Below are 19,841 nucleotides of genomic sequence, written 5' to 3'. Positions count from 1 at the left end.
TACTTTCATTTATTTATACTTGCAGGATACCCATTATTAAAATTGAGAAGTATCATGTAAGCCATGGTGATTACAGAATAAGTTGGTCAACACGTAAAATGAGCTCTGCAATTTCTGGCTTACTTATTTGATCCTCAGCCCCTACTTGATCACCTTTATGACGAAGGTCATCTGTAATTAGACTTGAAAAAATGATAACAGGAAGCTTTTGAAGATCGGGATGCTCTTTGATTTTTCGTGTTAAATGATGGCCATCCATTTGTGGCATTTCAATATCCGTTACCACCAATTGAATATGCTCTGCTATGTCACTACCACTCTTTGCAATTCCCTCTAAGTATTCATAAGCATCGCGGCCATTTTCAAAGAATTCAACATTGTCATAACCAGCTTCACTCATAGTATCAAACAGTAATTTACGTAATAACGGTGAATCTTCTGCAATTAAAATTCGCTTTCCAGATCGCTCACGTTTACCGAGCTTTTTAACAGATTCCACACTAATTCCTGATGCAGGATTGATATCCACCATAATTCTTTCGAAATCTAGTAATAGAATCATTTGCTCATTCTGTTTAATCACACCAATTACTTGTGATGTACCCCCTTGATACATATCTGAAGGCTTTTCGATTTGATTCCAAGAAATACGATGAATTTGTGTTACATTATCTACATGGAAAACGACACGTTGTTTATTAAATTCTGCGACAATATATTTTTGTTGTGGATTACGCTCAGCACCTTGAATTCCTAATACTCGTAGCATATCTACAACAGGTAGTACCTCACCTCGTAATTGAATGATTCCTTCTACATGCGGGTGCGCGTGTGGGATAAACGTTACTGGGATCGGTTGAATAATTTCTTTTACTTTAATAACATTGATGCCAAACTTATTGTTTGCTACTTCAAATTCAACAATCTCTAGCTCATTTGTGCCACTTTCTAATAATATTCCTTTATGTTCCAATGCAACCCCGCTCCTTTCTCTACATCTGTTTATAATTCAATTGTATCATAGGCAATACATTTCTCCTACTTGCTATTTCCATTTTTATCATTAACTTTTAGATGTACCAATAGACCAACGACAGTCATAACGATCAACGTTGATAATGCTACACGACTAGCAATAGTACCATAATCCTTCATCCATAATGTAACAGTTCCATATATAGCTGGACCAATAATGGAGGATACTTTACCTGAAAAAGCAAACAACCCAAAAAATTGTCCACGTTTTTCGTTCGGTGATAATTCAATAATATATGTCCGAGATGTCACCCACATTGAGCCAAGTGATATACCAAATAGACTACCAGCAAGCCAGAACATCCATTGTGCTGAAGCAAAAACAGCGAATACCAGAGCAACAATCATAATAAGTGCAACAATTGTAATGGCACGTTTAGCACCTATTGATTTCGTAATATACCCAAAGGCAAGTGACCCAATGATTGTTGAGACAGTAGAGACCAAATAAAGTACGATAAATTGTCCAGAACTAAAGCCAACAATCGTTGTCGCATAAACAGCCATCATAGCAATCGTTGTAGCAATGGCATCATTTAGAAAGAAATAAGCAATCATAAAGGTAAAGATTGCTTTATATTGCTTCATATCTTTAAATGTTTGAATGATTTCTTTATAACCATCTAAAAACTTTAAGGACTTTCGTTGGGACTTTGGGATCGGTGTATCTTTATTAATTAAGAATAATGGCAATGAAAAGAGTAGATACAGAATGGCTGTTGGGATAAACGCTCGATGAAAATCGCTGTTACCAACATACAAGTAAACAAGTAATCCAAAAAGTGTACCAAGATACCCGATTGCAACACCATACCCTGAAATGAGTGGCATCTCTTCTTTTGTCCCTAGATCACCCATCATAGAATCGTAAAATACTAAACTTGAATTAAAGAAAAATTTTGCTATGACAAAACTTGCAACTACCAAAAATAAACTAAGAGGCACACCAGAGTAATTGACAGTGGTTTGTACATTAGCAAATATTCCCATCATAAATGTAAATAGAATAGATATGGATGCAAACCATACAATAAATCTCTTTTTATAACCTGTGTTATCAATCCACACACCGAAAAGGGGTGAAAAGATAACGAGCAACAAGCTTGCAATGGCATTTGCATAAGATATAAAGGTGCTCGCAACTTGTTGCATGACTTCATTTGTTCCTAAAACCTCATCCATGTAAAAGGGAAAAAATATTGTATTTATATTTGAAGAAAAAATTGTATTCGCAAAATCATAAAATGCCCATGAAAGTATCGGTAATGATAAATAAATGGCTAATTGACTTCGATGTTGTACGTCTATAGCTGTACTCTTCTTCATAAAACCCTCCTCTCCATTCTCTATAATAAACAATTAATTTCTCTCTGAAATAAAAAATACCTTTTTTTAAAGAAAATTAATATTATTTACAATATAACAGTAAATTCACTGAAAAATAACTGCCAAATGGTCGATAATTGAACGCTTATTTTCTGTGTAAAACCAAAAAAGGTATTCAAGCCCCTCGCTTGAATACCTTTTTATCATTCTATATCTATGGTTACCCATTCAGAGGACCATTGCTCAATCGCTTTTAGCACAGGTGCAATAGCATAACCCTTTTCCGTTAGTTCATACTCAATGACAACTGGTGTTGATGGAATTACTGTACGTAGCACTATTTGCTCAGTCTCTAACTCCTTTAAACGTTCTGTTAATACACGACTACTAATATTCAACTGATTTTTAATGGCCGAATACCTTTGCGGACCATCTAATAGCTGATAAATAAGTAGCGTATTCCAACGATGATTTAATATCATGAGTGCTTTTTCAAATCGCGGACAAATATTTTTTTGATCCAAATGACTTCCCCCCTTTGTATATTAGTTCCTATTTAAGAGTATATCACTTTTTAAAAAAACTTGTTCTAAAAACACATTAAGTTACTTGACAAAAGTTGTTTTTAAAAATAAACTAAGTTACGAATTGTAAGCAAAAAAAGATAAGGAGTTACTTTATTATGCAAAATATTGGTTCAACAATTTTACGTATCGTTCTAGGCGTTATTTTTGCAGTGCATGGTTTTCAAAAATTTCAAGGTGGCATTAGCTATACAGCTGACTTCTTTGATAGCCTAGGTATACCAGGATTTATGGCGTATATCGTGGCAATTATTGAATTAGTTGGTGGAATTGCAATTATTTTAGGTTTAGCAACAAGAATATTTGGTGCTTTATTAACCATTACAATGATTGTGGCGATCTTTACAGCAAAACTTAGCATCGGCTTTATCGGGGCAGATGGATTGGCTGGTTATGAATTAGATTTAGCTTTAGGTGCAATAGCTCTTTACTTTACTCTCGCAGGCGCATCCAGCTTCTCACTGGATTCTCAACTTTTCGGTAAAGAGTAAAACAAAAAAACCTGAAGGTCTCCCATTTAAGGAGCCTTCAGGTTTCCTATTCAGAATCCCATCGCGAATTATTTATAATACTTTAAGAGTGCTTGTGTACCATTATCACCATAGCCTGCTGCGATTAATTTCTCATACATTTCATAGGCTAATGCAAGTCCTGGTAATGTTATGCCCATTTTGTTTGACTCGTCTAAAGCTATTTTCATATCCTTTACAAAATGTTTAATATAAAAGCCTGGTGCAAAATCTTCTTTTATCATACGTGGGGCTAAATTGCTTAAAGACCATGAACCTGCTGCACCTGAAGAGATCGATTGTAAAACGGTAGGTAAATCTAATCCTGCCTTTAGTCCATAAGCTAGTGATTCACACACGCCAATCATACCAGAGGCAATAACAATTTGATTGCACATCTTTGCATGCTGCCCAGCTCCTGCTTCACCCTGATAAATTATATTTTCTCCAAATTGCTTCATAATTGGCAATACCTTGTCGTATGTGACCTGATCGCCACCAATCATGATAGACAAAGTGCCATTTTGAGCACCAATATCCCCACCTGAAACAGGGGCGTCTAAAGCCTCTACACCGATGGATTGAGCATACATATAAATTTTCTTTGCTAAAGATGGCTCTGAAGTCGTCATATCAATGACAATATTGCCTTGTTCTGCTGTTTGGAAGAGGCCATTTTCCCCAAAATATACTTCCTCTACATCTGAAGGATAGCCAACCATTGTAAAGGCAATTTCATGATTTTTAAATGCTTCAGCAGGTGAGCTTGCCCATGACGCCCCTAAGGCAACAAGAGGCTCTGCTTTTTCTTGCGTACGAGTATAGACGGTTACTTCATGACCATTTTTTAGTAAATGCTTAATAATACTAGCACCCATTACTCCAGTTCCAATAAATGCAATACGTTTCTTTGTCATATGTACATGCTCCTTTGTTCTAGAATGTCTGTACTCTCCGTGAGAGTCCAACTCTATATCTTTTCAGTTTAGGTGAAGGAATGAAATAATTCAAACTCTTCCCACAACTTGTACTAAAATTTATATGTAGGGCATATATACCGAATAAGCAAAAAAAAGAGAGCAAGTGATTGGGGGATCACTGCTCTAAAGGGGGAAATGAGAATGTTGCTGTGTTCATAGTAAGTTATTCCCCATTGAAATGCATTTTAAACATATATGTTAAAATGTTTTTTACTCTGAATACTGGAACAATCTTTTTTAGTCTTCTTGATCTTTTTCTTCTTCAAATGCCATCTGTCTATAATAAGTATTCATTAACTGATCTAATCTGCGACTCAGTTGAATGGTTTTTGCATTTTGTAACCCGTTTTCTACACCTGAGCGAATCATCATCTCACGAGTTTGTTCCATTTGTTTCAAGAGTAGATTGACCATTCATACAACCCTCCACACACAAATAATCATACCATTATTATACATTTATATTTCATTTCTTACAGCATTAACTTACGACAATGTTCGACAAATTAACTTCTAGGTGTTTCAGTATAAGTATAGATAATTCGCCCATTTTGCTTGGCCTCACCTCTATAATGTTTAAATAATGGGTGTTTTACAAGAATTTCACGAAATTCGTAAAATTCTTCCTTTTGAATTTCAATACTTTCTCTTTCCCCATTTTGTAATTGTTTAAGCATATTTTCGTATTTTTCCATGAACTTTATTCCTCTCTTTGCCTCATTTGTGTAATAAATTATGAATTATTTAAAAAAAGCTTTACGTTTACCAATTTTTCATGCAAACTGTATATTATTAGTCGATGAAGGAGCTGACTGTCTGTGAAAATAGCTGAAGTTGGAAATATTATCGAGTTTAAAAATGGTCTCCAAGGTATTGTAGAAAAGGTAAATGAAAATTCGGTGATCGTTAACTTAACATATATGGAGAATTTTGATTCCCTTGAAATTGAAGAAAAAACGGTCGTCAATCATAAACGATATAAAATTTTATATACTAATGAAGCTTAATAGTCTGAATAGTCCCTATTTGTCTTAATAGATGATAAGGGACTATTTTTTTGATAAGATTAAGGTATGGAGGTCGAATATGCTAACAAATTCGAAACAAACAATACTATTTCTCCTTTCTTTATTATTCGTTTATGGTATGCTTGCTTTTACCTTTGCTAACCAAGCTGTATTTTGGTACATGTATGCATTCACTCTACTAGTATGTATTGCCATTGCCATCTTAGCTGGTTCCATTGAAGATCAATTACCTACATGGCAATTTTTACTCTTTGGTATTGGATACGGTACCATCACATATGGTATTATTCGCTTTGGTTACTGGCTCGCTCCATATATTAATAATAACTTAGTACAATCCGTTCAAAAATTTTTAGCAAGCTACGGACCACAAAATATTTGGCACTATGTTTTACTAGTATTTATCGTTGCCATAGGTGAAGAATTATTTTGGCGTGGTTATATCCAACAACAGTTAAAACGTTTTATGCGCCCACCGCTGGCTGTCATAGTTACCGCAGTATTATGTGCTGTATCAATTGCCCTTAGCGGATTTATGCTTGGTGTCATTGCTGCATTGGTAACAAGCATTATTTGGGGCTTCTTATATGAATGGCGTAAAAGTATGCCACTTGTTATTGTAGCTCATGTCGTTTTTGTACTATTATTATTTTTAGTGTTGCCATTAACATCATAACATTAATATTTGGAAACATTTTATCTTTACTAACGTTTAATTTAGAAAAGGAGGGTTTTTTATGCAAAAAAAATTAGTTTCAATTCTTGCATTATTACTAACAGCCGTATTAGTTGTAGGTTGTAATACATCTGATAAAACAGGGGATTCAGATGCTCAACAAAATGAGCCATCAAATACTGCTGCCGATCAAAAACCATCTGGAGATGATACAGCAGGTGAATCAAATGAGGAAGAAGAAGATACACCTGCATCAAATGATACAAATACAGAGGATGCTTCTAAACAGCCTCAACAAGATGTAAAATACGTCCAAAATGGTGTAGATAAAACTGAAAAGGCAACTGAATCAGCAAGTGTTGATCAAAGCTATAAACTACAACAGCTTCCTGGTTTTACACTGACACAAGAAGAGCCTGGTAAAGACATGTTAGTGTCCAATGATGATGACGAAGTGTTTATGCGTATTGAAACAATTGAAGCTTCACAATCGAGCTTTGAAGAAGTAAAAACAACTATGCAAGATTATATGAACGCAGTGGGTGAAACAGTAGCTCTAACTGCTGAGGAATTAGCAGCATTTAAAGATGTTCAAAATATCGAGGGTTATGTTGTGGACTTCGACACTGAGAAAGTAATTGGGGTTGTCCTTGAGAAAGATGGTCTCATTACAAAATTAACTATTCATGATAATGATGAACAAGATTTAACAGATGCTATGCTTAATATGGCAGCAACTATATCTAAAAAATAATAAAATGCTAAGGACGATAGACATAGTCTATCGTCCTTCTATTTGATCACAAAAAAGTTGTCTCAAATCAATGAGACAACTTTTTTAATAAGATAGGTCTTTGATAGAAAGGCCAATTTTCTTCAATAACGTAATAGCTTGCTCTTTTTCTTCTGGGGATAGTACACTCATTAATTCATGCAAATGCTGTTCGTGTTTTGGGAACAGCTCTCCCATAAAAGCTTCACCTTCAGGGGTGATTTCTGCATACGTAACACGACGATCAGCAGGACAAGATACTCGTAATAAGTAACCTCTCTTCTCTAGCTTATCAATGACATACGTAATAGACCCACTGGCTAACAAAATTTTATTGCCAATTTGCTGTAATGGCTGTCTTCCTTTATGATAGAGAAGTTCTAGAACAGCAAATTCAGTTGGGTTTAAACCATTATCCTGAAATAATTGATGTGTTGTTTCATTAATTGCTTTTAGTGCACGTGATAATACAATATATAATTTTAAAGATTGTTTTAGATCTTCTGACGGCATATTCTTTTCCTCTCACTTCGCTCTTTATACATGACATTATAGCGACATTAGAAAAGCATTGTCAAAAGCAATATATGATTTAGAAGGTTTTGTTGTTCATTATGCAACCATTTTTACTTTCTTTATGTTACTAAATAAGCAGAATCTTTTGTGGATACTTCCATTGTATCCATCTGATTGAATGTGTAAATTGGAAACTGCAGATGGAAGCATGTCCCCTTCTGTAGTTCACTACTAACGCCAATTACTCCTTCATGTTCTTCAATCACCTTTTTCACGAAAGCAAGGCCCAGTCCTGTCCCTGTTGATTTTGTCGTGTAAAAAGGCTGGAATAGGTTTTGAAGTGTCGTGCTGTCCATGCCAACACCTTCATCTTTTATCATAAGTTCGACAATCGCACAGTCATTTGTTGCCATTTCGACGGTAATCGTACCACCATTATTCATGGATTCCATTGCATTTTTAATTAAATTCATCAGCACTTGCTTTAGTCGATTCTCGTTGCCGCCAATATAGACTTGATTAGAGGTTGAAATATACTGAATCATAATATTTTTCATGAGTGCATCTGGTAGCATAAACTCAATGACTTGCTTTACAATATGATCCAGTTCTAATAATTCCACTTTCATCGTTGTTGGCTTAGACAATACTAATAATTCGGATAAGATTTGTTCCATCCGTTGAAGCTCACTGTCAATAACAGAGAGATACATGCGTGATTCATCATCAGCATTTAATTTTAGTAATTCAGTAAAACCCTTTAAAGAAGTTAATGGGTTACGAATTTCATGTGCAATACTCGCTGCCATCTGTCCCACAACGTTTAATGCTTGCTGATGCTCAACTTTATGTTGAAGTTGCTTTTTCTCTGTTTCATCATTAATCACAGTGACAATAATATTATTGTATTCATCAAAAATACTTGAAATTTCATAATAGCAAGTTCTGCTTACTTGTGTTTCATCGACTACATGAATGCTTGCATGTTTTTCACCCATTAACTTAGAAAGGTAGGTTGTAATTTGCCCCTTTTTCAATGTAAATGAATCAAATATATGCTGATGCGCTTTATGAAGAAGCTGCGAATTTTCAACTTTCAGAAACATTTCCGCATATTTATTTAGCCCAAGAATAATACCACTAGCGTCACTAACAATAACAGCATAAGGTAAGTAATCGTAGGCATTAAAAGATTGCGCTCTCTCATGTGCTTGGCTAACATATAATTTATGGGCAACATCATCATTTAATGTTGAAATTTGCGCAACAATTTCCTCTGTATTAGGATCATAAAAGCATTTGAAAGATAACATTTCGTAGTCATTTCCAACTGTGCGAATATTGAAAATTTCCTCTGAACGTAAATCATTTTGTAACTGTTTGACGAACTTAGTCCATTTAAAATTAGATGGCTCGTCCATAGCTAAATAGCCAATATAGGTTAAATTAAGATTGAAAAGATTGATAGCAGCCTCATTGACGTTTAAAATTTTCCCTGCTTTATTGAGTATAAGTGTTGGTGACGAAGTACTTTTCATAAGATTTCCAAAACATTGATTAATATCATTTTGCTTCAACTTTCTCACCGAACCTTTCAAAAGAGTAAAAAACCTCTAAAATCGAATTTTGAGCCTTTACTATACTTTATGACAGCACGATTCTATTATTACAAAATTTAGTAAATTTAAGTATTTTAAATTATTTCACGAACCGTTCACAAAATAAATAGGTAAAAAGAATTATATTGTATGTCAGATACTTGACTGATACAATAGGATGTTGAAAGGAAGATTATTGCATGAATACTATTTTAACTACTTTGAATGCAAAGTATATTCACACAAATTTAGCATTGCGCTATTTAAAAGGCGCAGCTTTACCGGAGTTTAATCCAATTATAGCAGAGTATACTATTAAAGACCCTGCTTTTAATATTGTATCAGATTTATTCCAAAAAAAACCTGATATCGTTGGATTTAGTTGCTATATCTGGAACATCGAAGAAACAATTCACGTTATCAAGATGTTAAAAACTGTCTGTCCAAATGTTAAAATTCTGCTCGGGGGACCTGAGGTTTCTTATGATTGTCACCATTGGTTACGTCGAATACCTGAGGTAGACTTCATTGTGATGGGTGAAGGAGAAACTTCATTTAAACAATTACTGCGCTATTTCCACGGTGAAATATTGTTAGAAGATGTTCCTGGTATTTGTTATTTAGAGGACGAGAAAGTCAAGATTCACGCTATGCCACCTAAAATTGATTTGCGCGAATTACCAAGTCCTTTTCGTTTTGAGGAGGATCTGCCCTATCTAGGTAAGCGAATTCAATATATCGAAACAAGCCGAGGCTGCCCATTTAGCTGCCAATTTTGTTTATCTTCTATTGAAGTTGGCGTCCGATACTTTAACCGTGAAAAAATAAAAGAGGATATTCGTTTCTTAATGGATAACGGAGCTCGAACAATTAAATTTGTAGATCGCACCTTCAACATCAGTCGTAGCTACGCAATGGAAATGTTCCAATTTTTAATTGATGAACACAAACCAGGTGTTGTATTCCAGTTTGAAATCACGGCTGATATAATGCGCCCTGAAGTCATTCAATTCTTAAATGATAATGCACCAAAAGGTTTGTTCCGATTCGAAATAGGTGTTCAATCTACGAACGATTTAACAAATACTCTTGTAAAACGTCGTCAAAACTTTGAAAAACTAAAGCGAACAGTTACTATGGTGAAAGATGGCGGAAAAATAGATCAACATTTAGATTTAATTGCAGGTTTACCAGAGGAAGATTACGCTAGTTTTCGTCAAACATTTAATGATGTCTTTGCAATGCGGCCAGAGGAATTACAGCTTGGATTTTTGAAACTTTTACGCGGCACAGGACTTCGATTAGAAGCCGAGAAGTTTGGCTATACCTATGTGGATCTATCTCCTTACGAAATCTTTTCAAATAATGTTCTAACATTTGATGATATCGTCCGTATTAAGCATGCAGAGGATGTTCTTGAAAAGTATTGGAATGATCACCGTATGGATCATACGATTGAATACTTGGTTACAGAGGTCTTTGATACACCATTTGATTTCTTCCAAAACTTCGGAACATATTGGGAAACAAAAGGTTGGTCTCGTATTGGTCATCAGCTAGAGGATTTATTCCGTCGTTTATTAATGTTTTTAGAAACGATTGATGATGTGAATTTAAACATTGTCCAGAGTTTAATGCAGCTTGATTACTTAATGGCTCAGCAGTTCCAACCACGGAAGCTATGGTGGAATGAGCGTCCTACAGAAGAGCAACAAAAAGCCCTTTATCACGCTTTACGAGAAGATCCAGCTATCGCAGGCGAGGAATTTGCTAACTTTAAGTTAACTGAAAAAGAGTTGTTTAAGCATACCTTGATTATCCCTCATGCTCTTGATTACCAAGAGTTTGCAAATGGCAAAATTGTACAAAAAAATGGCTATCTGTTAACCTATTTCCGACATGGTCAAGCACCTTACTTTGCAACAATCTACTCTAACTAATAAGAAACGCTAGTCCTGTCATAACTATCAGGACTAGCTTTTTTTATTACTTAAACGATTCTTAAATCCTCATAGTAACAATAAAGACTGCTAAATTTATTCCTTCTGCGCTTCATTGTTCGGTTAGTTAAGTACTCATAGCCAGCCTTACCAATATAGGTCAAATTCCTTAAATAAAGATTGATAAAACTTTGTAAAAAATGCCCAAAAAACAATCTATCTAATCAGGAAATAAAAGTTTAAATTTTTTGAATATTTTATGACAAGATAATATTTTTTACTTTTATATGAGGTTTACGATGGAATTACTCCTTACTTAATGCCTCACATACTTTAAAAATTTAACCAATAATTACTCGTTCCTTCGGATAGTGGAAGCCTGATTTCTTTCCTCTTCCGCCACCCCCAAGAGTATAAAGGAATGATATTAATCCAACTCGACCAATAAACATTAAAATAATGATAATGATTTTACCAACCACTGATAAATCAGATGTTATGCCTAACGACATACCACATGTACCGAACGCTGAAGTAATTTCAAAAATAATTTGAATAAGAGATGCGTGTGGCTCTGTTATAAGCAAGATAAGGGTTGCAACTAATACCATGAAAAAGGCTAATAAAATTACGACAAATGATCGGAAGACATCAATCAAATGAATTTCTCGTCCAAATACTTGGATATCCTCTCTTCCTCTAGCAAAGGTAATTAAGAATAAAATGGCCAAGGCAAAAGTTGTGGTGCGAATACCTCCACCAACTGAGCTTGGGGAAGAGCCAATGAACATCAGGAAGCTCATGAATATATCTGTAGCTTCACTAAAAGTCGTGACATCGTAAGTAGTCAGTCCAGCTGATCTCGTTGATACAGAATGGAACATTGCTGAAAATAATGCCTCATGCCAAGACATTTCCTTAAAAGAATGGAATGATTCAAGGAGTAAAATGACAAGTGCACCAACTATAAATAAAATAGCGTATGTTGAAGTAGTGATTTTAGTAAATAAACTAAAACGGAAATTCTCGCGTCGATTAAGCAAAAAAGTCTTCAATTCAATTAATACCGGAAATCCGATAGCACCTAATACAATCAGTACCATGGTAACCATCTGTACAAAATAATCATCATGGAATGGGAGTAAGCTCATTCCCGTTATATCGAATCCTCCATTTGTCGTAGCAGAAATAGAGGCAAAAATTCCATGTAAAAAGGCTTCTTCTAATGTATCAAAATAATTGGTAAAATGTAGCGTTAAAATAATGGTACCCGTTAATTCAATGCCAAATAAAATTTTTAAAATTTCGCGGATTAATTTAACAACACCAGAGACACTGTACTGGTTATGATCAATCATGATTAACTGTCGCTCACGCATGCCTATTTTTTTCCCAACAAGCAGCCACACAAAGGTACCAAGTGACATAATACCAATGGCGCCTAACTGTAAAATAACAAGAATCATTACAAGCCCAAAGGTAGTATAGGTTTCCGAAATATTAATGGTTGTTAACCCAGTAACACTTACTGCACTTACTGCTGTAAACAAGCTATCTAAAAAAGAGACTTTTACACCTTCTTGATGAACGCCTGGAAGCCGTAATAACAGGAAGGAAATCGCTATAGCTATAAAATAATAAGAAACAAGTACCTGAAATGGTGTGACNNGATTTTTTCCAAGGCACTTTAACAACTCCTCCCACATATGATGCCCAACTAGATAGATTATAGTATAGAAAAAATACATAAAAAAAGAAAGAGGAATAGTGATAACTATTCCTCCAACGTTCATCTACTTATTTTTTCTTTCTTACACCGACTAAATAGCCGACAAAAGCAATACCTATTAGGACAATCCAGAATGTTAACTCCCATGCCGTGGAATGTGGAAATTCTTTAGGCAATATTCCCACCTTCTCATGAGCCAATGTTAAGACAACTAACTTCACACCTACCCAGCCAACGATTAGAAATGCCGCTGTTTCAAGTGAAGGGTAATCATTTAATATTTTTACAAACCATTGGGCAGCAAACCGCATCATAATGACACCAATAAATCCACCAAGGAGCATCACAATGAACTGACCGCCATTGATGCCACCAATATCAAATTCACCTAAGTGTGGCAAAGTTACAGCAATTGCAACGGCTGCTAGCATCGAATCAATAGCAAATGCTATATCGGCAGCCTCTACTTTTAGTACTGTTAACCAGAAACCCGAACCCTTTTTTCCTCCATTTTCGGTTGCTGCTTCTTCTTCATCTTTATGTTTTCGTAAATCATATATATTTTTCGCAGACATAAATAATAGATAAGCTGCACCGACCGCTTGTATTTGCCAATAATTCACTAAAACAGTAATAACAAATAATGCGGAGAATCGGAATATCAATGCTCCAAATAGTCCATAAAATAACGCCTTTTTTTGCTGCTCTTGTGGTAAATGCTTCACCATAACAGCCATTACTACCGCGTTATCAGCTGCTAGTAATCCCTCTAATACAACAAGGACAATTAATACCCAGCCATATTGTAATAAAATCGCTTCCATTCTAGTGCCTCCTCTAAGCTCTCTATACCCTCAATGACCCTGTCATTCAAGTATAAAAGAAAAAAACCCCTGCCCTAATTCAGGCAAAGGTCTCGCTAAGTAAATTCGTACCCTTTCTATTTATGGTACTTCAATCTACACGTCATACGTATAGAGCCATTCACTATCACACCCGATGGTTGTACCATGTCTTGACGAATGTGAAACCAGGGAAAGTTAATTACCTGTTAGCTACTCCCCTTTGACAAATTGTCGAAGGTATCTTCTTTCAAATATTATAGCACTATCATTTACAACTGACAAAAATATCTATATGTTTTTTTCGTTACTTAATCTGAATTTGATAGCTCTTCTCTTCCTTATGTGCTAAATAAAACTCAATCATTTTTGGCATCGTCTGTATAAAATCAGGACATGTAATACCACCTTTTTGTAAGATATGATGTGCTTCAGTCGTATCAAATGAAGCATTCCATGTTAAATAATCTAATGTTTCTTGTTCGACACCTAATTTTTTTCGAATAAATGGAATCTGCAATGAAAGCTTAGCCAATGTAAATGGTAAACGTCCTTTTGGATAAGAATTTGTAACTAGTTTCACCATTGTACGGTATACCTCCTGTACAGGGTGAGGATTAGGATCAGTTAAATGAAGTGTCTTCCCTTCTGCACTCTGTTCACTAACCAGAAAAGTAGAAGCATTTATAATATAATCAACTGGCACTACATTAATTGTCGATGAAGTTTGACCAATGTACGGAATAAAAGGTAAACCCTTTAAACGTTCAACTAAGTTTAAGAAGAAATAAGGACCATCAAATTTAATGGTTTCACCAGTTTGGGAATGACCACGAACAATTCCAGGTCTAATTATTGTCAATGGTATTTCCGATTTTAAATCTTCTACTCGGTGCTCAGCCTCATATTTTGTTTCCTCATAGTTGTTTTTAAATGCTCTTGGTCGAATTAATTCATTTTCACGCAGTATGCCCTCACGTGTACCAGCCACATAGGCAGTGCTGAAATACATATAGCGCTGTAAATTTGGTAAGGTGCGAACAAAATCATTAACCATTGTTGTACCATGAACATTTACCTTCCAGGCAATATCACGTGGTACAGCTAAATCATAGATAGCAGCTAAATGCCAAAGCACTTCAATTTGCGGTACAATTTCTTTGATGATTTGATTTTCTAATCCAAGGTTTGGTAGTGTAATATCGCCTTCTACAATTCGAATCGAACAGTCAGGAAAATCCTCTAATATTTTGTTTTTTTCTTTATGTGCCTTTATGGTTTCACCTGCCAATACGATGGTAATTACTTGTTGTGCTTGTTTCTTTTGAAATAATGCTCGAATTAGTTGACTCGAAATGAAACCAGGAAAACCTGTAAAAAAATGAACCTTCATCTCCCATTCCCCCTTGAACCTAGTGCATCTTTCTTGTTTCTTTATCCATTAAACTGTAAATGATCGGTACAGTATACAGCGTCAGTAAAGTTGAGGTCATAAGCCCTCCGATAACAGCAATCCCCATTGGCTGATTCATCTCGGTCCCTTCTCCAATGCCCAGTGCGAGTGGTAAAAGCCCTAAAATAGTTGTTAAGGCTGTCATTAAAATTGGACGAAGCCGATCTTGGGTAGCAAGTAAAATTGCCTCATAAGCTGGCATGCCCATTGCCTTTTGCTGATTAATATAATCTACCAGCACAATACCGTTATTTACGACTATTCCTACTAGTACTAGGATACCGATAACTGAGGTTACACCAATTAAAGTATTTGTTAGGAACATAGCTATCGCCACACCAATGATCATTAATGGAACAGTAAACATGATAACAAACGGATATTTAAATGACTCAAATTGAGCTGCCATCACAATATATACAAGCACGATGGCTAGCATCACAGCTAGTAACATATCATCAATTGCACTATCATAGAGCTCTCTGTCCCCACTGAACACAACTTGAGTAGTAGATGGTAAATTAACTTGTTCTAATGCTTTATCTACTTTTGCAGAGATTCCTCCCAACGATTCCTTTGTTTCATAATCTACAAAAAAGGCCACTGCTGCTGCTTGATCAGAACGACGAATGGATACTGGCCCCTCTTGTATAGAAACGGTAGCCACTTCCTCTAATTTTACAAATAATCCTGCTGGCGAACGCAGCTGCATGGCTTTTAAAGCATCTATATTCGTATTAAATGACTGCCCAAAACCTGTATAAACGGGTAATACTGCACCGTCATCAGTAATCAATTGGGACGTTAATTGACCTTTTGTCATTTGATTTACAGTTTGAGCGATTTGTGCTGGAGCAAAACCATAGTCTTTTGCTTTTTCACGATTAACCTCAATTTGAATCTCTTGAACAGTATTATCTAAATCCGTAGAGACATTTGTCACTTGCTGAATCGCTAGTAGTTCCTGCTGCACTTTCTTAACAGTTTGCTGTAGCCTCTGTTCATCGGAATCTGTTAAACGGAATGTTAAGGTGTGTGGTGACGATCCTGTAGCTGTCGATACATTAAATGTAATTTCAGCTTGCTCTTCAAGCTCTCCCTGTATATCTTGTTCTAGCTCTTCTACAAATTTAAAAATGGAACGTTGCCTTTCTGCTAATGGGACAAGCTTTACATATATCTCAGCTTGGTTGGCGCTAGTTTGTCCACGTGCTTGGGATTGTTGTGTACCGCCAATTAAACTAACATACACATCTACATCCTTTTCCTGCTTTAAACGTTCCTCAATTTGCTTAACAATCTTTTCTGTTTCTGATACAGCGACACCTTTTTCAAGATTGACACTTATAGAGGTGAATCCCTCATCTGTAGGCGGTAAAAATTCAGTACCTATTCTAGTCAGTCCAAACAAAGAAAGACTAAAGCAAACCACTGTAAAAAGCAGTATAAGCATTCGATGCTTTAGTACCCATACAATTGATGCCTTGTAATGCCTATAAAAACGTGATTTACTGCGTTGTACATAAAAATTATTGTTTTTCATTTTTAAAAGTCGACTTGCTAGCATCGGAACGACTGTAAGCGCAACTACTAAAGATGCAATTAAGCTGAATGAGATTGTTAAGGCAAACTCTGTAAATATTTGACCAATCAATCCTTCGATGAACATAACAGGAATGAATACTGCTATTGTGGTTAAAGTGGAAGCTGTAATGGCAAGGGCTACTTCCTTTGTTCCTTCCTTTGCTGCAGTTATCGGGTCCTTTTCTAGTCCTAGATGTCTTTCTATATTCTCAATAACGACTATGGCATTATCCACAAGCATACCAATTCCAAGTGCCAGAGCACCTAATGTCATAATATTGAGGGAAAAATCCGCAAAAAACATCAAAACAAACGTGACAATAACGGAGTAAGGAATCGCAATACCAATGATGATCGGACTCTTTACACTACGTAAAAAAACAAATAGGATGAACATCGCAAATAATCCACCTAAGAGTAAGGAAGAGCCAATATTACTAATCGCTAAATCCACATAATTACCTTGATCAATTAAAATATCTGCTGTGATACCTTTATACTGATCTTTCTTTAGTAATGTCTCTAAGGCCTTCTGAAAATCCTTAGAAACCTCTGCCGTATTTGCACCAGATTCCTGTAATACAGACATAAGAACTGCTGGATGCTCATTTGCTCGTGTTGTGGTAATAGATTGTTGTTCTGTCCTCTCAACGGTTGCAAGATCACCAATGGTTAATGATTTGCCCGTTAAAGGGTCCACCGAAACAATTAAATTGGCAATGCTTTCCGGAGAAGATAATGTGCTAACTATACGTGTTGTTAGCATTTTGCCATCATCTGTTGAAACAGGCTCACCAGGAAGAGACACATTATTCGCTTGAACTATTTGCATCACGTCTGTCTGAGTCAAGCCTTTTTCAACAAGCTTTGCTTCATCCAATACTATTTGGATTTCATCAATCAATTTGCCAGAAACATTCACACTGGCAACACCCTCTGTCCGTAGCAGTTCCTTCTCTAAGTGCTCTGCTAATACACGTACATCTACTTGATTATTTTCCGCACGTAAAGACAGCTGAATAATAGGAAATTGAGACGGATCAAATTTTAGGAAACTAGGCTTGCCAGCATCATTAGGCAATGGGGTCATATCAATTCGCTGTAAAATATCAAGTTGGACAACATCCATATTTGTGGACCAGTTGAACTCAAGCACAATTAAATTGGAGCCTTCCTGTGAGGTTGACTGGATTTTTTTGATACCAGGTAAGGTGGCAAGTGTAGCCTCTAATGGCTTCGTTATCTTTTCATTTACCTCCGTCGGGCTTGCCCCAGGATAAGAGGTGACAACCACTCCAATAGGAGGATTTAACTCTGGAATTAACGTAATCGGTATTTTTAATAAAGATACACCGCCTAGTATGATGACAAAAAGCATAGTAACAATCGTAAAGACAGGTCTTTTAATAGAAAAATGACTAATATTCATATAAACAAACTCCTTTTCTACCTCTTCCTTTCTATGATAGCCGAAAAGGAGATTATTTTATAAATAAGCTCCTGTTATTGAGATACTATCTCTAAGGAAACTTATATTTCCTAATAATGTATATATTCTACAAACAGTGTCATTTTTCCTTGCAAAAAAACACGAATCGCAAAATTGTCGATTCGTGTTTTATAATTATAAAAGGCTATAAAGTTTAATGTTTTCGTTTTTATCTGCAAACCAACGCATAGCGAACTCATTTTCAAATAGGAAAACAAGATTGTCAAAACGGTCTTTTACAAGCATTGATCGACCTGATGACATTGATTCTTTGACATCCTCTTCATTTTCAATCCAGCGTGCGATTTTCGAACCAATTGGCTCCATTTTTACTTCCACATTGTATTCATTTTTCATACGATGTTCAAATACTTCAAATTGTAATTGACCAACTGCTCCAAGTATAACTTCCTCTGTATGCAGCGTTTTATAGTATTGAATAGCACCCTCTTGCACTAATTGTAAAATCCCTTTATGGAATTGCTTTGATTTCATAACGTTCTTCGCCGTTACACGGACGAATAATTCTGGTGTAAACTGTGGTAATTTTTCAAATTGGAATGTTTTCTTGCCACCTACAACAGTGTCTCCAATTTGGTATGTTCCTGTATCGTATAAACCAATAATATCACCAGCAACTGCTTCATCTACTGTCTCACGATCGTCTGCAAGGAACTGTGTAGATTGTGTGACTTTAAATGACTTCCCTGTACGAGATAACGTCATATTCATTCCACGTTCAAATTTACCAGAAACAATACGTACAAAGGCAATACGATCACGGTGTGCTGGATTCATATTGGCCTGAATCTTGAAAATAAAACCTGAAAACTCATCATGCTCCACAGGATCAATAAACTGCTCATCTTCAGTAATTCTTGGCTGTGGCGTCGGTGCGAATTGTAAATAGGTTTCCAGGAAAGTTTGAACACCAAAGTTCGTTAATGCTGAACCAAAGAATACAGGTGTTAATTCCCCACGACGAATTTTTTCCTCAGAATACGCATTCCCCGCTTCATCTAAAAGTAAAATATCGTCCATTGCTTGTGAATAATAAGAAGTCACCTTCATTGGATGCTCCACAGCAAGCTCCCCATTGTCGTCAATTGGTAAGAAACGTTCCGCTTCATCTGTACGGAATTGCTCAATGCGTTTATTGTAACGATCATAAATACCAAGGAACTCTTTACCCATACCGATTGGCCAGTTCATAGGATATGCATTGATACCTAATACCTCTTCAAGCTCTTCGATCAATTCAAGCGGCTCTTTCCCTTGACGGTCTAACTTATTAATAAATGTAAAAATAGGAATACCACGCATTTTACAAACCTTAAATAGCTTTAAAGTCTGTGCCTCGATCCCTTTGGCAGCATCCACTACCATGACAGCACTATCTACAGCCATCAATGTACGATATGTGTCTTCCGAGAAATCTTGGTGACCAGGGGTATCCAAGATATTCACACGAGAGCCGTTATAATCGAATTGCATGACAGATGAAGTAACCGAAATCCCACGTTGTTTTTCGATCTCCATCCAGTCCGATGTTGCAAATTTACCTGTTTTTTTACCTTTTACTGTACCTGCATCACGAATAGCACCACCAAAAAGTAAAAGCTTTTCTGTAATCGTCGTTTTCCCAGCATCAGGGTGACTGATAATGGCAAAAGTACGACGCGATAGTATATCTTGTTCTAAATTTGAATTCATCTCGTCATTCTCCTTTTTTCATACTTAATAATAATAAAAGAAGACTTGCCTTTCGTACAACCTTTTT

General features: G+C 35.9%; 18 protein-coding genes. 5 read left to right on the top strand and 13 right to left on the bottom strand.

The window, feature by feature from the left end; all coding sequences use genetic code 11:
• Nucleotides 1–70: 70 nt before the first annotated feature.
• The 3 genes from B3D98_RS06245 to B3D98_RS06235 all read right to left on the bottom strand — a co-directional run bounded on the left by B3D98_RS06245 (nucleotide 71) and on the right by B3D98_RS06235 (nucleotide 2,885).
• Entirely contained in the window at nucleotides 71–973 is a 903-nt protein-coding gene (locus B3D98_RS06245; protein ID WP_048391990.1) for a chemotaxis protein, read from the bottom strand.
• Nucleotides 974–1,038: 65 nt separating this feature from the next.
• The gene (locus B3D98_RS06240; protein WP_054549808.1) at nucleotides 1,039–2,361 is read right to left on the bottom strand and encodes an MFS transporter; all 1,323 of its coding nucleotides are present in this window, start codon (nucleotides 2,359–2,361) and stop codon (nucleotides 1,039–1,041) included.
• Between the two features lie 203 nt (nucleotides 2,362–2,564).
• On the bottom strand, nucleotides 2,565–2,885 hold the full coding sequence (locus B3D98_RS06235) for a winged helix-turn-helix transcriptional regulator (RefSeq protein ID WP_054549807.1): 321 nt from the start codon (nucleotides 2,883–2,885) through the stop codon (nucleotides 2,565–2,567).
• Nucleotides 2,886–3,043: 158 nt separating this feature from the next.
• Between B3D98_RS06235 and B3D98_RS06230 the strand changes: the two genes are divergently transcribed.
• Entirely contained in the window at nucleotides 3,044–3,436 is a 393-nt protein-coding gene (locus B3D98_RS06230) for a DoxX family protein (RefSeq protein ID WP_048391993.1), read from the top strand.
• Between the two features lie 68 nt (nucleotides 3,437–3,504).
• On the opposite strand, the gene B3D98_RS06225 is transcribed toward B3D98_RS06230, so the two are convergent.
• The 3 genes from B3D98_RS06225 to B3D98_RS06215 form a co-directional block, all read right to left on the bottom strand.
• Nucleotides 3,505–4,371, bottom strand: a complete 867-nt coding sequence (locus B3D98_RS06225; protein WP_048391994.1) for an NAD(P)-dependent oxidoreductase — start codon at nucleotides 4,369–4,371, stop codon at nucleotides 3,505–3,507.
• A 300-nt stretch (nucleotides 4,372–4,671) separates the two neighbouring features.
• The gene (locus B3D98_RS06220) at nucleotides 4,672–4,848 is read right to left on the bottom strand and encodes an aspartyl-phosphate phosphatase Spo0E family protein (RefSeq protein WP_004224595.1); all 177 of its coding nucleotides are present in this window, start codon (nucleotides 4,846–4,848) and stop codon (nucleotides 4,672–4,674) included.
• Nucleotides 4,849–4,940: 92 nt separating this feature from the next.
• Nucleotides 4,941–5,129, bottom strand: a complete 189-nt coding sequence (locus B3D98_RS06215) for a hypothetical protein (RefSeq protein ID WP_048391995.1) — start codon at nucleotides 5,127–5,129, stop codon at nucleotides 4,941–4,943.
• Between the two features lie 123 nt (nucleotides 5,130–5,252).
• On the opposite strand from B3D98_RS06215, the gene B3D98_RS06210 reads away from it, so the two are divergent.
• From B3D98_RS06210 to B3D98_RS06200, 3 genes are all read left to right on the top strand, one after another.
• Complete coding sequence (locus B3D98_RS06210) at nucleotides 5,253–5,441, top strand: YkvS family protein (RefSeq protein ID WP_004224583.1); 189 nt, start codon at nucleotides 5,253–5,255, stop codon at nucleotides 5,439–5,441.
• Between the two features lie 79 nt (nucleotides 5,442–5,520).
• The gene (locus tag B3D98_RS06205) at nucleotides 5,521–6,138 is read left to right on the top strand and encodes a CPBP family intramembrane glutamic endopeptidase (RefSeq protein ID WP_004224581.1); all 618 of its coding nucleotides are present in this window, start codon (nucleotides 5,521–5,523) and stop codon (nucleotides 6,136–6,138) included.
• 61 nt (nucleotides 6,139–6,199) lie between these two features.
• Entirely contained in the window at nucleotides 6,200–6,892 is a 693-nt protein-coding gene (locus B3D98_RS06200; RefSeq protein WP_048391996.1) for a hypothetical protein, read from the top strand.
• Between the two features lie 84 nt (nucleotides 6,893–6,976).
• Here B3D98_RS06200 and B3D98_RS06195 read toward each other — a convergent pair whose 3' ends face one another.
• Both B3D98_RS06195 and B3D98_RS06190 read right to left on the bottom strand, forming a co-directional pair.
• Complete coding sequence (locus B3D98_RS06195; RefSeq protein WP_004224579.1) at nucleotides 6,977–7,423, bottom strand: MarR family winged helix-turn-helix transcriptional regulator; 447 nt, start codon at nucleotides 7,421–7,423, stop codon at nucleotides 6,977–6,979.
• A gap of 122 nt (nucleotides 7,424–7,545) precedes the next feature.
• Nucleotides 7,546–8,964, bottom strand: coding sequence for a PAS domain-containing sensor histidine kinase (locus tag B3D98_RS06190; RefSeq protein WP_231595608.1), 1,419 nt, complete (start codon nucleotides 8,962–8,964; stop codon nucleotides 7,546–7,548).
• Between the two features lie 260 nt (nucleotides 8,965–9,224).
• Here B3D98_RS06190 and B3D98_RS06185 point away from each other — a divergent pair, with 260 nt between their 5' ends.
• Nucleotides 9,225–10,964, top strand: coding sequence for a B12-binding domain-containing radical SAM protein (locus tag B3D98_RS06185; RefSeq protein WP_048391998.1), 1,740 nt, complete (start codon nucleotides 9,225–9,227; stop codon nucleotides 10,962–10,964).
• 341 nt (nucleotides 10,965–11,305) lie between these two features.
• Here the strand turns inward: B3D98_RS06185 and B3D98_RS06180 are convergent, their stop codons facing one another.
• From B3D98_RS06180 to B3D98_RS06160, 5 genes are all read right to left on the bottom strand, one after another.
• On the bottom strand, nucleotides 11,306–12,670 hold the full coding sequence (locus B3D98_RS06180; RefSeq protein ID WP_422655541.1) for a TrkH family potassium uptake protein: 1,365 nt from the start codon (nucleotides 12,668–12,670) through the stop codon (nucleotides 11,306–11,308).
• A 91-nt stretch (nucleotides 12,671–12,761) separates the two neighbouring features.
• Nucleotides 12,762–13,517 carry a TerC family protein gene (locus tag B3D98_RS06175; protein ID WP_048391999.1) on the bottom strand — a complete coding sequence of 252 codons (756 nt, stop codon included), beginning with the start codon at nucleotides 13,515–13,517 and terminating at the stop codon, nucleotides 12,762–12,764.
• A gap of 325 nt (nucleotides 13,518–13,842) precedes the next feature.
• The gene (locus B3D98_RS06170) at nucleotides 13,843–14,928 is read right to left on the bottom strand and encodes an SDR family oxidoreductase (RefSeq protein WP_048392000.1); all 1,086 of its coding nucleotides are present in this window, start codon (nucleotides 14,926–14,928) and stop codon (nucleotides 13,843–13,845) included.
• 19 nt (nucleotides 14,929–14,947) lie between these two features.
• Entirely contained in the window at nucleotides 14,948–18,001 is a 3,054-nt protein-coding gene (locus B3D98_RS06165) for an efflux RND transporter permease subunit (protein WP_288581776.1), read from the bottom strand.
• A gap of 195 nt (nucleotides 18,002–18,196) precedes the next feature.
• Entirely contained in the window at nucleotides 18,197–19,774 is a 1,578-nt protein-coding gene (locus B3D98_RS06160; protein ID WP_048392002.1) for a peptide chain release factor 3, read from the bottom strand.
• Nucleotides 19,775–19,841: the final 67 nt, after the last annotated feature.

It is taken from the genome of Lysinibacillus sp. UBA5994, from assembly GCF_002429725.1.
In the GTDB taxonomy this organism is placed as follows: Bacteria; Bacillota; Bacilli; order Bacillales_A; family Planococcaceae; genus Lysinibacillus; species Lysinibacillus capsici.
The sequence above is the reverse complement of the archived record's forward strand: the minus strand, read 5'-3'. Positions and strand labels throughout refer to the sequence as shown.

Coding starts and splice junctions, on each gene's coding strand:
- B3D98_RS06240 (WP_054549808.1), bottom strand. CDS start 2,361: ATGAAGAAGAGTACAGCTATAGACGTACAACATCGAAGTCAATTAGCC.
- B3D98_RS06230 (WP_048391993.1), top strand. CDS start 3,044: ATGCAAAATATTGGTTCAACAATTTTACGTATCGTTCTAGGCGTTATT.
- B3D98_RS06225 (WP_048391994.1), bottom strand. CDS start 4,371: ATGACAAAGAAACGTATTGCATTTATTGGAACTGGAGTAATGGGTGCT.
- B3D98_RS06220 (WP_004224595.1), bottom strand. CDS start 4,848: ATGGTCAATCTACTCTTGAAACAAATGGAACAAACTCGTGAGATGATG.
- B3D98_RS06215 (WP_048391995.1), bottom strand. CDS start 5,129: ATGGAAAAATACGAAAATATGCTTAAACAATTACAAAATGGGGAAAGA.
- B3D98_RS06205 (WP_004224581.1), top strand. CDS start 5,521: ATGCTAACAAATTCGAAACAAACAATACTATTTCTCCTTTCTTTATTA.
- B3D98_RS06200 (WP_048391996.1), top strand. CDS start 6,200: ATGCAAAAAAAATTAGTTTCAATTCTTGCATTATTACTAACAGCCGTA.
- B3D98_RS06195 (WP_004224579.1), bottom strand. CDS start 7,423: ATGCCGTCAGAAGATCTAAAACAATCTTTAAAATTATATATTGTATTA.
- B3D98_RS06190 (WP_231595608.1), bottom strand. CDS start 8,964: ATGAAAAGTACTTCGTCACCAACACTTATACTCAATAAAGCAGGGAAA.
- B3D98_RS06185 (WP_048391998.1), top strand. CDS start 9,225: ATGAATACTATTTTAACTACTTTGAATGCAAAGTATATTCACACAAAT.
- B3D98_RS06175 (WP_048391999.1), bottom strand. CDS start 13,517: ATGGAAGCGATTTTATTACAATATGGCTGGGTATTAATTGTCCTTGTT.
- B3D98_RS06170 (WP_048392000.1), bottom strand. CDS start 14,928: ATGAAGGTTCATTTTTTTACAGGTTTTCCTGGTTTCATTTCGAGTCAA.
- B3D98_RS06165 (WP_288581776.1), bottom strand. CDS start 18,001: ATGAATATTAGTCATTTTTCTATTAAAAGACCTGTCTTTACGATTGTT.
- B3D98_RS06160 (WP_048392002.1), bottom strand. CDS start 19,774: ATGAATTCAAATTTAGAACAAGATATACTATCGCGTCGTACTTTTGCC.